14 protein-coding genes are annotated in these 15,339 nt (G+C 67.6%); 8 read left to right on the forward strand and 6 right to left on the reverse strand.

All coding sequences use genetic code 11. The annotated features are described in order from the left end of the window. The 4 genes from aguB to acnA all read right to left on the reverse strand — a co-directional run bounded on the left by aguB (position 1) and on the right by acnA (position 5,515). On the reverse strand, positions 1-891 hold the full coding sequence (aguB, locus tag BLO63_RS15265) for an N-carbamoylputrescine amidase (protein ID WP_091442211.1): 891 nt from the start codon (positions 889-891) through the stop codon (positions 1-3). Positions 892-980: 89 nt separating this feature from the next. Next, the gene (locus tag BLO63_RS15270; protein ID WP_091442213.1) at positions 981-1,322 is read right to left on the reverse strand and encodes a DUF2794 domain-containing protein; all 342 of its coding nucleotides are present in this window, start codon (positions 1,320-1,322) and stop codon (positions 981-983) included. 400 nt (positions 1,323-1,722) lie between these two features. Further along, entirely contained in the window at positions 1,723-2,523 is an 801-nt protein-coding gene (locus BLO63_RS15275) for a DUF1223 domain-containing protein (protein WP_091442215.1), read from the reverse strand. 307 nt (positions 2,524-2,830) lie between these two features. Then, the gene (gene acnA / locus BLO63_RS15280) at positions 2,831-5,515 is read right to left on the reverse strand and encodes an aconitate hydratase AcnA (RefSeq protein ID WP_091442216.1); all 2,685 of its coding nucleotides are present in this window, start codon (positions 5,513-5,515) and stop codon (positions 2,831-2,833) included. A 220-nt stretch (positions 5,516-5,735) separates the two neighbouring features. Here acnA and ccmA point away from each other — a divergent pair, with 220 nt between their 5' ends. The 8 genes from ccmA to tenA all read left to right on the forward strand — a co-directional run bounded on the left by ccmA (position 5,736) and on the right by tenA (position 13,152). Then, on the forward strand, positions 5,736-6,374 hold the full coding sequence (ccmA, locus tag BLO63_RS15285) for a heme ABC exporter ATP-binding protein CcmA (RefSeq protein ID WP_091442219.1): 639 nt from the start codon (positions 5,736-5,738) through the stop codon (positions 6,372-6,374). After that, a complete protein-coding gene (ccmB, locus tag BLO63_RS15290; protein WP_091442221.1) occupies positions 6,371-7,042 on the forward strand; it encodes a heme exporter protein CcmB in 672 nt (223 codons plus the stop codon). Before ccmA ends, ccmB begins: the two co-directional genes overlap by 4 nt. Positions 7,043-7,417: 375 nt before the next feature. After that, entirely contained in the window at positions 7,418-7,972 is a 555-nt protein-coding gene (locus BLO63_RS15295) for a F0F1 ATP synthase subunit delta (RefSeq protein ID WP_018388220.1), read from the forward strand. After that, entirely contained in the window at positions 7,972-9,501 is a 1,530-nt protein-coding gene (atpA, locus tag BLO63_RS15300; RefSeq protein ID WP_018388219.1) for a F0F1 ATP synthase subunit alpha, read from the forward strand. Before BLO63_RS15295 ends, atpA begins: the two co-directional genes overlap by 1 nt. Before the next feature lie 40 nt (positions 9,502-9,541). Further along, on the forward strand, positions 9,542-10,423 hold the full coding sequence (locus tag BLO63_RS15305; protein ID WP_091442224.1) for a F0F1 ATP synthase subunit gamma: 882 nt from the start codon (positions 9,542-9,544) through the stop codon (positions 10,421-10,423). 25 nt (positions 10,424-10,448) lie between these two features. Continuing rightward, positions 10,449-11,882, forward strand: a complete 1,434-nt coding sequence (atpD, locus tag BLO63_RS15310) for a F0F1 ATP synthase subunit beta (RefSeq protein ID WP_091442226.1) — start codon at positions 10,449-10,451, stop codon at positions 11,880-11,882. Between the two features lie 69 nt (positions 11,883-11,951). After that, entirely contained in the window at positions 11,952-12,368 is a 417-nt protein-coding gene (locus BLO63_RS15315; RefSeq protein WP_091442229.1) for a F0F1 ATP synthase subunit epsilon, read from the forward strand. 94 nt (positions 12,369-12,462) lie between these two features. Beyond that, complete coding sequence (gene tenA, locus BLO63_RS15320; RefSeq protein ID WP_091442230.1) at positions 12,463-13,152, forward strand: thiaminase II; 690 nt, start codon at positions 12,463-12,465, stop codon at positions 13,150-13,152. Positions 13,153-13,231: 79 nt separating this feature from the next. On the opposite strand, the gene infA is transcribed toward tenA, so the two are convergent. Next, positions 13,232-13,513, reverse strand: a complete 282-nt coding sequence (gene infA, locus BLO63_RS15325) for a translation initiation factor IF-1 (RefSeq protein ID WP_013168254.1) — start codon at positions 13,511-13,513, stop codon at positions 13,232-13,234. A gap of 159 nt (positions 13,514-13,672) precedes the next feature. Continuing rightward, positions 13,673-15,085, reverse strand: coding sequence for a DEAD/DEAH box helicase (locus BLO63_RS15330; protein WP_091442232.1), 1,413 nt, complete (start codon positions 15,083-15,085; stop codon positions 13,673-13,675). Between the last annotated feature and the right edge of the window lie 254 nt (positions 15,086-15,339).

A 15,339-nucleotide genomic window follows, 5' to 3' on the forward strand; every position in this document is an offset into this window, starting at 1 on the left:
TCATCCATTCGCCCGCATGGGCGCCCGCCCGTCGAGCGAGAGCAGCGGGCCATAAAGGTCCGGCCGTCGGTCGCGGAACACGCCCCAGCTCTGGCGCTGGCGGGCGATGCCGTCGAGATCGAAGGTCGCGGTGAGCACGGCTTCCTCGTCGCGGCCGGCCTCGGTGACCTTTTCGCCGGTGGGGCCAGCGATGAAGGAGGAGCCGTAGAAGGTGATGGAGGTGCCGTTGCGGCCCTCTTCCCGGCCGATGCGGTTGGAGGCGATGAGCGGCATGAGGTTGGCGCCGGCATGGCCCTGCATCACGCGCTGCCAGTGGCCGGCCGAATCGAGGCCCGAATCATGCGGCTCGGAGCCGATGGCGGTGGGATAGAGCAGCACTTCGGCGCCAAGCAGCGCCATGGTGCGGGCGCATTCGGGGAACCACTGGTCCCAGCAGATGCCGACGCCGATCCGCCCGACCGCCGTGTCCCAGACGCGGAAGCCGGTGTCGCCGGGCGAGAAATAGAACTTCTCGGTGTAGCCCGGCCCGTCCGGTATGTGGCTCTTGCGGTAGAGGCCGAGCACCTGGCCATCGGCGTCGACCATGGCAAGGCTGTTGAAAGTGGCCTGCCCGGCGCGCTCGAAGAACGAGACCGGCAGCACGACGCCCAGCTCTTTCGCCAGACGGGCGAAATGGGCGACCAGCCGGTTGCCCTCAAAGGGCCGGGCGAGGTCGAGGAACTCGTGCAGCTGGTCCTGGCAGAAATAGGGGGTCTCGAACAGTTCCTGCAGCAGGATGAGCTTTGCGCCGCGCGCGGCGGCCTCGCGCACGAGGGCTTCGGCGCGGGCGATATTGCCCTCAATGTTCCAGTCGCAGCGCATCTGGGTAGCGGCGACGGTGAGGCTGCGCATGGAAATCTCCGAATCGTAGGGGAAGGCTCTGGTTTAGGGCCCGACGCAGTTTTTGCACGCGAAGCGGAGGTCCGTCGCGTGGAAGGGCGTCAGTTGACGGCGCGCAGCGGTTTTTCCAGCACCGCGATCACCCGCGCAAGCTCATGCCCGCGCTTCAGGATGAGGCCGGTCTGCGACACCACCGTGTAGGCGCCCTGTTTGCGGGCGAGGCGGGGGTCCTTCTCGATCCGATAGATCGGGACTTCGGTGGCGCGGCGGAAGATCGAGAAGATCGCCTTGTCGCGGGTGAAGTCGATGGCGTAGTCGCGCCACTCGCCCTGCGCGACCATGCGGCCATAGAGATCGAGGATGCGGTCGAGTTCGCGCCGGTCGAAGGTGACGCGGTCGGTACGGGTGCCGACCGGCAGGGCTATGGGGTCGATTTCCGCCACGCGGCGCCTCCGGCCTCTGTGGCCCGCCGCGTGCGGGCCTGTGGGCTGAGCCATGTCATGTCGGCGTCATGATCCACCGGGCGGCGCGCCGCTTCAAGCGCCTTTCGCGCCGGGCGGCCCCTGCGCCGCGCCCGTGACGGGGCAGTGGCGGCGCCGGACACAAAAAAGGGCCGGCAAAGGCGCCGGCCCTGAAGAACAATTCGGGGATTGAACCTAGAGATAACGTCAGGCCGGTCCACAGGCACCGCGGGGGGCTGGGGGGCTGGGAAACCGCGGCACTCGCGAACCGGCCCAACGCTATGAAGACGAGACTGACCGGCACAAGGGGCACGGCAACGGCCGAAATCGGGCAGCCTTGTGTTTTCCGTTAACGAGCGCGTGATCCTCGTTGCTGAAGGTGTCAGTCGAGCGGCTGCAGCGTCGCGCCGAGTATCGTGCCCGGCTCGGTGGAGGAGCCCGACTGGACGAAGACCACCACCGCATCAACGGCGTCGCCCGGCTGGCGATGAAGCCTGGTCTCGAAGCTGGTTTCCGTGCCCTCCCAGCTGCCCAGCCGCACCCAGCCGCGCACCACATTGTGGTAGGTCACCTTGGCACCCTCATTCTCGCCGCGGCCGATCTCGACATCCATGCGGCTGGCCACCGGGCAGAGCCAGACCTCGCCCTTGGTCGCGCCGGGGAGGGCACCGATGCGGACCTTGACCGTGCCGGCGGCGCTCTCCACCGAAACCGGCACGGGCGGGGCGCTGCTGGCCGCCAGCGCGCGCTCCAGCGCGGCGCGATCGGAGCCGATCGCCATGGCGCGGCCATTGATCACCGCCTGCGGGGTGAACATCTTGCCGTCGCCGCGCATATGGGCATAGGCCTTCTGGCGCAGTGAATGGCCGTGCTTGGCGAGCGTGTCCTTCCAGCCGAGATAATCCCAATAGTCCACCGCCAGGGTGAGCGCGATCACGTCGGAGCGGGCGGCAAGCTCGCCCATCAGCTGGTCGGCGGGCGGGCAGGAGGAGCAGCCCTGGCTGGTGAACAGCTCGATCATCGCCTTCGGCGCCGCCACCGGCTTCACCGGCGCGGCCGTCGCCGCCGTCACTTCTTCCGCCCGGGCGGCGCCCGGAAGCGCCAGGGTAAAGGCGAGCAGGGCCAGCGCAACCGCACGGGCGGAAGGAGCAGGCAGGCGCAGGGCGAAGGCGATCACGGACATGTCGGGCGGGGGTCCCTTGGGCGCGGACGTCTCGGTTACGGGCGGGCCGGTCCGCAGGGATGGCGCCGGTCGCGGGGCTCGGGGGCGGAGCCGTTGCCGGAGCCTGCCGGCTGGTCCGCCCCCAAGGCAATAAGACGCCAGCCGCGCCCCGACCAGTCACATTCGGGTGTCGCTGCGCACGCCGGCGTGACGGGGCGCGGCGCGCCGCGAGGCCGGGCGGGCCAGCGGCGCGGACGGCGCCCGGACATGGAAAAGCCGGCACGGGGGAAGCCCCGCGCCGGCTTTTCACAAAGGCAGGGCCGCCGGCTCAGGCGGCGAGATTGCGCAGCACGAACGGCAGGATGCCGCCATTGCGGAAGTAGTCCAGCTCGTCCAGCGTATCGATGCGGCAGGTGAGCGGGACGTTCTTGATGGTGCCGTCGGCGAAGGTGATCTCGGCGATCAGCGTCTGGCGCGGCTTGAGGTCGCCCTCAATGCCCTTCAGCGTGACGATCTCGTCGCCCTTGATGCCGAGCGACTGCCAGCTCTCGTCGTTCTGGAACACCAGCGGCACCACGCCCATGCCGACCAGGTTCGAGCGGTGGATGCGCTCGAAGCTCTGGGCGATGACGGCGCGGATGCCAAGCAGCGACGTGCCCTTGGCCGCCCAGTCGCGCGAGGAGCCGGTGCCGTATTCCTTGCCGGCAAAGACGACGGTGGGGATGCCTTCCTGCTTGTAGAGCATGGCGGCATTGTAGATCGGCATCTCGGTACCATCCGGCCAGTGGCGGGTGAAGCCGCCTTCCGTGCCGCTCAGCATCTGGTTCTTGATGCGGATATTGCCGAAGGTGCCGCGCATCATCACCTGATGATTTCCGCGCCGTGTGCCGTACTGGTTGAAGTCGGCCGGGCGCACCTGGTGGTCGCGCAGATAGGCGCCGGCGGGGCTGGCTTCCTTGATCGAGCCGGCCGGGGAAATGTGGTCGGTGGTGATCGAATCGAGGAACAGCCCGATCACCCGCGCCTTGATGATGTCGGTGACGGGCTCCGGCTCCATGCGCATGCCCTCGAAATAGGGCGGGTTCTGCACATAGGTGGAGCGGTCGTCCCAGGCATAGGTCTCGCCGAGCGGAATGGCGATCTTCTGCCAGTTCTCGTCGCCCTTGAAGACGTCGGAATATTTCTCCTGGAACATCTTCTTGGTGACGTTGGCGCGGATGAAGGCGGCGATCTCCTGGTTGGACGGCCAGACGTCCTTGAGGAACACCGGCTGACCGTCCGAGCCGATGCCGAGCGGCTCGGTGGTGAGGTCGATCTGCAGCGAGCCGGCAATGGCATAGGCGACGACGAGCGGCGGGGAGGCGAGGTAGTTCGCCTTCACGTCCGGATTCACGCGGCCCTCGAAATTGCGGTTGCCGGAGATGACGGCGCCGGCGATGAGGTCGTGCGTGTTGATGGCTTCCGAGATCGCCTCCGGCAGCGGGCCGGAATTGCCGATGCAGGTGGTGCAGCCGAAGCCGACCAGGTTGAAGCCGAGCGCGTCGAGATCGTCCTGCAGGCCGGCGGCGTTGAGATAGCCTTCCACCACCTGGCTGCCGGGCGCCAGCGAGGTCTTCACCCAAGGCTTCGACTTCAGGCCCTTGGCCACCGCGTTGCGGGCGAGCAGGCCGGCGGCGATCAGCACGGAGGGATTGGAGGTGTTGGTGCAGGAGGTGATGGCGGCGATGGTCACGTCGCCATGGCCGAGATCATAGTCGGTGCCGGCCACCGGCACGCGCTTTCCGGTCTCGCCGGCCTTCTTGAACTCGCCTTCCAGCGCGGCGAGGAAGCCCTGCTTGGTGCCGGAGAGCAGCACGCGGTCCTGCGGGCGCTTGGGACCGGCGAGCGAGGGCAGCACGGTGGAGATGTCGAGCTCCAGCACGTCGGTGAACACCGGGTCGGCGGTGCCGGCGGTGCGCCACATGCCCTGGGCCTTGGAATAGGCCTCGACAAGGGCGATCCGCTCATCGGTGCGGCCGGTCTCGTCGAGATAGGCGATGGTTTCCGAATCGACCGGGAAGAAGCCGCAGGTGGCGCCATATTCCGGCGCCATGTTGCCGATGGTGGCGCGGTCGGCGAGGGTGAGGTGATCGAGGCCGGGGCCGAAGAACTCGACGAACTTGCCGACCACGCCCTTCTTGCGCAGCATCTGGGTGACGGTGAGCACCAGATCGGTGGCGGTGATGCCCTCCTTCATCTCGCCGGTCAGCTTGAAGCCGATGACCTCGGGAATCAGCATGGACACCGGCTGGCCGAGCATGGCCGCCTCCGCCTCGATGCCGCCCACGCCCCAGCCGAGAACGCCGAGGCCGTTGATCATGGTGGTGTGGCTGTCGGTGCCGACGCAGGTGTCGGGATAGGCGACGGTCTCACCGTCCTCGTCCCTCGTCCACACGGTCTGGGCGAGATATTCGAGGTTCACCTGGTGGCAGATGCCGGTGCCGGGCGGCACCACGCGGAAATTATCGAAGGCCGACTGGCCCCATTTCAGGAAGCGGTAGCGCTCCTGGTTCTGCTTGTATTCCTCGTCGACATTCTTGCCGAAGGCGGCGCTGTCGCCGAAGAAGTTGACGATGACCGAATGGTCGATGACGAGGTCGACCGGGACCAGCGGGTTGATCCGCTTGGGATCGCCGCCCAGATGCACCATGGCGTCGCGCATGGCGGCGAGGTCGACCACGGCGGGAACGCCGGTGAAGTCCTGCATCAGCACGCGGGCGGGACGGTAGGCGATCTCGTTCTCGACCTTGCCGCGATTGACCAGCCAGTCCTTGATGAAGACGATGTCCTTCTTCGAGACGGAGCGGCCGTCCTCGAAGCGGAGCAGGTTCTCCAGCAGCACCTTCATCGAGAAGGGCAGGGCCGAGACGCCGTCGAGGCCGTTCTTCTCCGCCTCCGGCAGGCTGTAATAGACGTAGGTCTTGGACCCGACGGTGAGAGTTTTCCGGCTTTTGAAGCTGTCGAGCGACGTCACGGCTGGCAGGTCCCCGCTAACAAAGTGACAGGATGCGCTGGGCCTTGGAGGGAAGCAGGCCCGCGGGCTATAGCTCAGCTCGGGCGGGCCCTGGCACGGCACAGGGCGCATCGTTCAGATTTCTATATAGAGCCATTTCAAACTCCGATCCTAGAGGGCTTGACGCGATGCATCGGAAAATTGTGCGGCGCGTCGGCAGCGTCAGGGAGCAGAGCGCCTGATGCGGCTCGTGGTCGAGAATCTGGCCTGTCGGCGCGGCGTGCGGATGCTGTTCGCCGGCCTCGGCTTCACCCTGGAGGCCGGGCGGGCGCTGATCGTGACCGGGCCGAACGGCACCGGAAAATCCTCGCTCCTGCGCATCCTCGCTGGCCTGGCGCGGCCCGAGGCGGGCCTGTTGCGGCTGGAGGGCGCGCCCGAGCCGGAGGATTTCACCGAGGAGACGCATTATCTCGGCCATCTCGATGCCCATAAGGGCGCGCTGAGCGCGCAGGAAAACCTCGCCTTCTGGCGCGCCATGCTGGGCCGCCCGGCGCTCAGCGTGGGCGAGGCCATGGAGGCGGTCGGGCTCGGCGGGCTGGAACGGCTGCCGGTGGCGGTGCTCTCTGCCGGTCAGAAGCGCCGGCTGGCGCTGGCCCGCCTGCTGGTGGCGCAGCGCCCGCTCTGGCTGCTGGACGAGCCGACCACGGCGCTCGACACGGCGGCGCAGGCGCGCTTTGCCGAACTGGCGCGGGCACATGTGGCGGCGGGCGGGCTGATCGTCGCCGCCACTCATGCGCCGCTGGATTTTGGCCCGTCCGACGGGCTCGACCTCGGCGCCTGGCGGCCGGCGCGGCCTGTTGCCGAGAGGATCGACGCATGAGCCGGGCCTTTCTGGCGCTGCTCGCCCGCGACCTGCGCCTCGCCTTGCGGGCCGGCGGCGGGGCGGGGCTGGGCGTCGTCTTCTTCCTCGCCGTGGTGGTGGTGACGCCCTTCGCCATCGGACCGGACCTTGCTTTGCTCGCCCGCATCGGCCCGGCGATCCTGTGGATCGGCGCGCTGCTGGCCTCGCTGATCGGCCTCGACCGGCTGTTTTCCGCCGATGCCGAGGATGGCGCGCTCGATGTGCTCGCCATGGGGGCGCTGCCGCTGGAACTGGTGGCGGCGGCCAAGGGGCTGGCGCACTGGATCGCCACCGGCCTGCCGCTGGTGGTGGCCGCGCCGATGCTGGCGCTGCTGCTGAACCTTGCGCCCGCCTCGATCGGCGCCCTGACGCTGACACTGCTGGTGGGCACGCCCGCCATCACCTTTCTCGGCCTGATCGGCGCCGCCTTCGCCGCCGTGTTCCGGCGCGGCGGGCTGCTCGTGGCGGTGCTGGTGATGCCGCTGACGATCCCGGTGCTGATCTTCGCGGTCGCGGCCACCTCCACCGCGCTCGGCGGCACGGTGCCGTTCGGCACGCCGTTCCGAATCCTGCTCGGCCTGTCGCTGGCGGCGATGGTGCTCGGCCCGATCGCTGCGGCGGCGGCGCTGCGGGTGGCCCGCGACTGAGCTGACGTCCCCGGCCCGGCGGCGGTGGCCGGGCTCTGGTATGCCAGAAAGCGCGACATCCTCGCGCAGGGGTGGAAAACCTCGTGCCGCGATGGGGAAAAGGCGCGGTGCAACAATGCGCCGCAGGCCCCGCAAAGCCTTGCGGCAGCGAGATATGGCGCTTGAGCGAGCATTATCCGGCCGCTACGTCATTTGACCCGGTTTTTCCCTCACGCCCTCGTGTTGCAGCATGCGGAGAGCCGTGTTAGGGAACCGCCGACCTCACTGTCGGGTAAGGGAAATCCCTGCGCCGCCTTGAGTTCACATCCTTCCAGTCCGGAAGAGGCGTCCCCTGCCGGGTGACGCGCGCTCCGGACAAGCCCCGAGAGAGGCAAAGTGGCCGAGACCTACGTATCCGGAGCGGCAGGACGCTACGCGACGGCGCTCTTCGAGCTGGCCCGCGACGCCAATGCTGTCGATGCGGTCAAGGCGGACCTGGACAGGTTCAGCGCCATGATCGCCGAGAGCGATGATCTCAAGCGCCTCGTGCGCAGCCCGGTCTTCGCGTCCGAGGAGCAGGAGAGGGCGATCGCCGCCCTCCTCGCCAAGGCGGGCATTACCGGCCTCTCCGCCAATTTCTTCAAGACCGTGGCGGCCAACCGCCGGCTCTTCACGGTCGAGGCCATCCTGCGCGATTTCGCGCTGCTGGTCGCCGCCTATAAGGGCGAAGTGACGGCCGAAGTCACCGTCGCCCAGCCGCTCTCCGATTCTCACGCTGCCACGCTGAAGCAGGCGCTCGACGCGCTCACCGGCAAGGACGTCAAGCTCGCCGTCGAGGTCGATCCCTCGCTTCTGGGCGGGCTGAAGGTCAAGGTCGGCTCGAAGCTCGTCGACGCCTCGCTGAAGACCAAGCTCAATTCGATCCGCACTGCGATGAAAGAGGTTCGCTGATGGATATCCGCGCCGCTGAAATTTCCGCGATCCTCAAGGAGCAGATCAAGAATTTCGGCCAGGAAGCCGAAGTCTCCGAGGTCGGTCAGGTTCTGTCCGTCGGTGACGGCATCGCCCGCATCTACGGGCTCGACAACGTCCAGGCGGGCGAGATGGTCGAGTTCGAGAACGGCACGCGCGGCATGGCGCTGAACCTCGAAATCGACAATGTCGGCGTCGTCATCTTCGGTTCCGACCGCGAGATCATGGAAGGCCAGACGGTCAAGCGCACCGGCGCCATCGTCGACGTTCCGGTCGGCAAGGGCCTGCTCGGCCGCGTCGTCGACGCCCTCGGCAACCCGATCGACGGCAAGGGCCCGATCGAATACACCGAGCGTCGCCGTGTCGACGTGAAGGCGCCGGGCATCATCCCGCGCAAGTCGGTGCATGAGCCGATGCAGACCGGCCTCAAGGCCATCGACGCGCTGATCCCGATCGGCCGTGGCCAGCGCGAGCTGATCATCGGCGACCGCCAGACCGGCAAGACCGCCGTCGCGCTCGACGCCATCCTGAACCAGAAGACCATCAACGCCGGCACCGACGAGAAGGCAAAGCTCTATTGCGTCTATGTCGCGATCGGGCAGAAGCGTTCCACCGTCGCGCAGTTCGTGAAGGTGCTGGAAGAGCAGGGCGCGCTGGAATACTCGATCATCATCGCCGCCACCGCTTCCGATGCGGCGCCGATGCAGTTCCTGGCGCCGTTCTCCGGCACCGCCATGGGCGAGTTCTTCCGCGACAACGGCATGCACGCGCTGATCGTCCATGACGATCTGTCCAAGCAGGCCGTGGCCTACCGCCAGATGTCGCTGCTGCTGCGCCGCCCGCCGGGCCGCGAAGCCTATCCCGGCGACGTGTTCTATCTCCACTCGCGCCTGCTGGAGCGCGCCGCCAAGCTCAATGACGAGAATGGCGCCGGCTCGTTGACCGCCCTTCCGGTCATCGAGACCCAGGCCAACGACGTCTCGGCCTACATCCCGACCAACGTGATCTCGATCACCGACGGCCAGATCTTCCTGGAATCCGACCTGTTCTTCCAGGGCATCCGCCCGGCGGTGAACGTCGGCCTCTCGGTGTCGCGCGTCGGCTCCTCGGCGCAGATCAAGGCGATGAAGCAGGTTGCCGGCAAGATCAAGGGCGAGCTCGCCCAGTATCGCGAGCTGGCCGCCTTCGCCCAGTTCGGCTCCGACCTCGACGCCTCGACGCAGAAGCTGCTGAACCGCGGCGCCCGCCTCACCGAGCTGCTCAAACAGTCGCAGTTCGCGCCGCTGCGGGTCGAGGAGCAGGTGGTGGTGATCTATGCCGGCACCAATGGCTATCTCGACGTGCTGCCGGTTTCCAAGGTCCGCGAGTTCGAGCAGGGCCTGCTGATCTTCCTGCGCACCAAGCATGCCGACATTCTCGACGCCATCCGCACGTCGAAGGAACTGTCGAAGGACACCGCCGAGAAGCTCGTCAAGGCGCTCGATTCCTTCTCCAAGACCTTCGCCTGAGCGGCAGAGCCGAGCACCGGGGCACGGGAGTCCAAGTTAGATGGCCAGCCTTAAGGATCTGCGCAATCGCATCGCTTCGGTGAAGGCGACGCAGAAGATCACCAAGGCCATGCAGATGGTCGCCGCCGCCAAGCTGCGGCGCGCCCAGCAGGCGGCCGAGGCCGCGCGTCCCTATGCCCAGCGCATGGAGAGCGTGCTCGGCAACATTGCCGGCGCGATCTCCGGCGGGCCGGACGCGCCGCTGCTGCTGACCGGCACCGGCAAGGACCAGACGCATCTCCTGATCGTGCTGACCGCCGAGCGCGGCCTGTGCGGCGCCTTCAATTCCTCGATCGTCCGCCTTACCCGCGAGCGCGCTCTCTCGCTCATGGGGCAGGGCAAGACGGTCAAGATCTTCTGCGTCGGCCGCAAGGGCCACGAGGCGCTGCGCCGCCAGTTCGAGAAGCAGATCGTCGAGGTCGTCGAGCTGCGCTCGAACAAGGGCGTTTCCTTCGCCGATGCGCAGAAGATCGCCGAGAAGATCGGCGCCATGTTCGCCGCCGGCGAGTTCGACGTGGCGACCCAGTTCTTCAGCCGCTTCCAGTCGGTGATCTCGCAGGTCCCGACCGCGCAGCAGCTGATCCCCGCCACCTTCGCCGCACCGGCCGCTGCCGCGACCGGGGCTGAGGCGGTGTATGAATACGAGCCGGGCGAGGCCGAGATCCTCGCCGACCTGCTGCCGCGCAATCTCGCCGTGCAGGTCTTCAAGGCTCTGCTCGAAAATGGCGCGTCCGAACAGGGCGCGCGCATGAGCGCGATGGACAACGCCACCCGCAACGCGGGTGACATGATCAAGAAGCAGACTTTGACCTACAACCGCACCCGCCAGGCGATGATCACGAAGGAACTTATCGAGATCATTTCCGGCGCCGAGGCGCTGTGAGGCAGGACCCGGAAGGACGACGAACATGGCTAATGTCGGACGCATCACGCAGGTCATCGGCGCCGTCGTGGACGTGCAGTTCGAGGATCACCTCCCGGCGATCCTGAACGCGCTGGAGACGACGAATAACGGGGCCCGCCTCGTTCTCGAAGTCGCCCAGCACCTCGGCGAGAACACCGTGCGCACCATCGCCATGGACTCGACCGAAGGTCTGGTCCGCGGCACCAAGGTGACGGACACCGGCGGCGCGATCTCCGTGCCGGTCGGCGAGGCGTGCCTCGGCCGCATCATGAACGTCATCGGCGAGCCGGTCGACGAACTCGGCCCGATCGTCGGCGAGGCCACGCGCGGCATCCACCAGCCCGCGCCCTCCTATGCCGACCAGTCGACCGAGGCCGAGATCCTCGTCACCGGCATCAAGGTCGTCGACCTGCTGGCGCCCTACTCCAAGGGCGGCAAGGTCGGCCTGTTCGGCGGCGCCGGCGTCGGCAAGACCGTGCTGATCATGGAACTGATCAACAATATCGCCAAGGCGCATGGCGGCTACTCGGTGTTCGCTGGCGTTGGCGAACGCACCCGCGAGGGCAACGATCTCTATTACGAGATGATCGAGTCCAAGGTGAACGTCGATCCGCACGAGCACAACGGCTCCTCCGCCGGCTCCAAGTGCGCGCTGGTCTATGGCCAGATGAACGAGCCGCCCGGCGCCCGCGCCCGCGTCGCGCTCACCGGCCTCACCGTCGCCGAACATTTCCGCGACCAGGGCCAGGACGTGCTGTTCTTCGTCGACAACATCTTCCGCTTCACCCAGGCGGGTTCGGAAGTGTCGGCTCTGCTCGGCCGCATTCCCTCGGCGGTGGGCTATCAGCCGACGCTGGCCACCGACATGGGCGCGCTGCAGGAGCGCATCACCACCACCACCAAGGGTTCGATCACCTCGGTGCAGGCCATTTACGTGCCCGCCGACGATCTGACCGACCCGGCGCCGGCCGCCTCCTTCGCCCATCTTGACGCGACGACCGTTCTGTCGCGCTCGATCGCGGAAAAGGGCATCTACCCGGCGGTGGACCCGCTCGACTCGACCTCGCGCATTCTCTCGCCGCTGATCATCGGCGAGGAGCACTACAACGTGGCGCGCCAGGTGCAGCAGACGCTGCAGCGCTACAAGTCGCTGCAGGACATCATCGCGATCCTGGGCATGGACGAGCTCTCGGAAGAGGACAAGCTCACCGTCGCCCGCGCCCGCAAGATCGAGCGCTTCCTGTCGCAGCCCTTCCACGTCGCCGAAGTGTTCACCGGCTCGCCCGGCAAGCTCGTCGACCTCGCCGACACCATCAAGGGCTTCAAGGGCCTGGTGGAAGGCAAGTATGATCACCTCCCGGAGCAGGCCTTCTACATGGTCGGCACCATCGAAGAGGCGATCGAGAAGGGCAAGAAGATGGCTGCCGAGGCCGCGTGATCCGCGCGCCCCGGCCGCTGACGGCACGGGGCGTCGATCATTGACGCTGACGCATCCCCTGGAGGATCCATGGCCACCTTCCCGTTTGAACTCGTTTCCCCCGAGCGCCTCGTCTATTCCGGCGCGGTGACGGAAGTCATCGTCCCCGGCGCCGAGGGCGAGTTCGGCATCCTTGCCGGCCATGCGCCCTTCGTGTCGACGCTGAAGCCCGGCGTGCTGACGATAAAGGGCGATGGCGGGCCGAAGAAGCTCTTCGTGCGCGGCGGCTTCGCCGAAGCCAACCCGGCCGGCCTTACCGTGCTGGCCGAAACGGCCATTCCGCTCGCTGAGCTGCGGGCCGAAAACCTCGCCAAGATGATCCGCGACGCGCAGGAAGACGTCGAGGATGCCCGCGACGAGGCGACCCGCGCCAGCCGCCAGCAGTTCCTCGAACAGCTGACATCGGCGGCGGCGGCGATCGAGGCGGATGCGCGCACCGCGCACTGACCAGCGGAGCAGCCGGTTTTGCTCTCCCCGTTGAGACACGTATGATCCGGGCCGCTGTCACCAGCGGCCCTTTTCATGTCAGGAGGAAACGCTCATGAGCGACGGCTCGACCCTCGGTGCCCATTCCTTCAGTGCCCATGCCTGGGGCCGGAACCTGCCGACCTATGAGGCGATCCGCACCATGCCGTTCAACGCGGCGCTGGCGGATGGCACGCTCTCGCTGGAGCGGTTCCGGCACTACATGCTGCAGGACGCGCATTATCTGATCGCCTTCGGCCGGGCGCTGGCGATTGCCGCCGCCAAGGCGGACGATACAGACGGGCTGGTGCAGTTCGCCGAGGCCGCCAAGGTCGCGGTGGTGGTCGAGCGCTCGCTGCATGCCGATTTCTTCGAGAGCTTCGGCATCGACGCGGATGCGTTCGAGCGCACGCCCATGTCGCCGGTGTGCCACCATTATTCCAGCTTCCTGATCGCCACCGCCTATAGCGAGCCCTATCCGGTGGCGCTGGCGGCGCTGCTGCCGTGCTTCTGGATCTATGCCGAGGTCGGGCGTGACATTCTCGGGCGGGCGGTGCGGCCGAACCCCTATGATGCCTGGATCGACACCTATGCCGGCGAGGAGTTCCACGAGGCGGTGCAGGCGGTGATCGCCACGACTGACCGCGCGGCGATGGGTGCATCGCCCGCCGTGCTCGCGCGCATGCACGCGGCCTATAAGCGGGCCACGGAACTCGAATGGATGTTCTGGGATTCGGCCTGGCGCCTCGCCGACTGGCCGGTCTGAACGGACCGGGCGTGGCGTAGGCGAACGGGGCGGGCCCGCGCGCGGCGGGGAGAGGGGCCGGGCGGCGACGCCCGGCTGCTCAGCGCCGACGACCGGGCGGCGGGCGACGCTGGCCGCTGCCGATCGGCGGGGTCGGTCCGCCGGTCTTGTGGCGGAAGTTGATGCGTCCGCGCTCCAGATCATAGGGCGACATCTCGACGACGACACGGTCGCCGACGATGGTGCGGATGCGGTTCTTCTTCATCTTGCCCGCCGCATAGGCGAGAATCTCGTGTTCATTGTCGAGCACGACGCGGAAGTTGCCGTCGGGCAGAACTTCCGTCACGGTGCCGTCGAACTCGAGCAGTTCCTCTTTCGCCATTAATGGCTCTCCTCGTACAGGCTGCTGCCGGCCTTGCCGCTAGGCCAATACCCTGCCGGCCGGCATTTGTCTTGTCCTGATAATGCTGCGGCGCCGTACATGCCAGCCTCCGCAACACCCCGCGCACCCTTATCGGGGCGCGGGGCGGGTTTCAGGCGGTCACGGGGCGGCACGATAGGCCTTGCGGCGCGGCGGCCGGCGGCCTTCGAGCGGCGGGCCATCCCGGCGCACAACGGCGTCGAGACGCGGGCCTTCGTGGCGCGGGCCGTCCTTGCGGGCGTCACCCTCGGGGCGGGGGCCCCGGTTGAACGGGCGGGCGCCACGGGGAGCGTCGCTGCGCGGGCCACGGGCGTCGCGCGCGGGGCGGGCGCCCTCGGGGCGGCCTTCCGAGCGGAAGCCTTCAAGGCGCGGGGCGCCTTCGCGACGGCTCTCGCCACGGCGGTCGACCGAGGGGATGGTGATCTTGATTAGCCGCTCGATGTCGCGCAGGAAGGCGCGCTCCTCGCCGTCGCACAGCGAGATGGCGATGCCCTCGCGACCGGCGCGCGCGGTGCGGCCGATACGGTGAACATAGCTTTCCGGCACGTTGGGCAGGTCGTAATTGATGACGTGGCTGACGCCCGGCACGTCGATGCCGCGGGCGGCGATATCGGTCGCGACAAGCACCTTGACCACGCCCTGGCGGAAGGCGGCGAGTGCGCGCTCGCGCTGGGGCTGCGACTTGTTGCCGTGGATCGCCTCGGCGGCGATGCCGGCCCCGGCCAAGCCCTTCACCACACGGTCGGCGCCGTGCTTGGTGCGGGAGAAGACGAGGGCGCGGTCCATCTCCGGCTCGGAGAGCAGCTCGACCAGCAGGTTCGGCTTGCCGGCGCGGTCGGTGAACAGCACCTTCTGCTCGACGCGGTCGGCGGTCTTGGCGACCGGCGTCACCGCGACACGGACCGGATCGGTCAGCAGCGAATCCGCCAGCTTCTCGATCTCGCGCGGCATGGTGGCCGAGAAGAACAGGTTGCGGCGCTTGGCCGGCAGCCGGGCGCAGATGGCGCGGATGGCGTGGATGAAGCCCATGTCGAGCATCTGGTCGGCTTCGTCGAGGACGAGCACTTCGACCATGTCGAGGCGGACCGCGTTGTTTTCAAGCAGGTCGACGAGGCGGCCGGGAGTGGCCACGAGCACGTCGACGCCATTGGCCAACGCGCGGGCCTGGCGGCCGATCGGCACGCCGCCGATGGCGAGCGCCGTGGAGGGGCGCACATGCTTGCCATAGAGGCGGAAGCTCTCAAGGATCTGGCCGGAGAGCTCACGGGTCGGGCTCAGCACCAGCGCGCGGGCCGAGCGGCGCTCGGGGCGGAAGCGGTTGGTGACGAGATGCTGCAGGATCGGCAGCGCGAAGGCGGCCGTCTTGCCGGTGCCCGTCTGGGCGATGCCGATGAGATCGCGCCCGGCCAGCACCTGCGGCACGGCCTGGATCTGGATCGGGGTGGGGGTGGTGTGGTTCGCTTCCGCGAGGGCTTTCAGGATCGGCTCGGCAAGGCCGAGTTCGTTGAAGGAGATCAAGTAAAATTCTTTCATGGGCGATTGCGTTCGCGCGCACATCGGGCGCAAACCGCGAATCACGGGGTGTTGAGACACCCCGCGTGGCCTGGGACGTCGGCGATTTCAGGTGATGAAGGGCCGAAGACTGCCGCGGCTCAGAAGTGGAGGCGGAAATTCGATCAGGAAAAACCTGAACAAATCCGGCTCCCAGCCGAAGCGGACATCGAGCGACGCGGCCCCGATGCGGACGAGACGCCCGCATGCACCGCCTATGTGGCCTAAAAGGGTGG

It is taken from the genome of Ancylobacter rudongensis (genome assembly GCF_900100155.1).
GTDB lineage: Bacteria > Pseudomonadota > Alphaproteobacteria > Rhizobiales > Xanthobacteraceae > Ancylobacter > Ancylobacter rudongensis.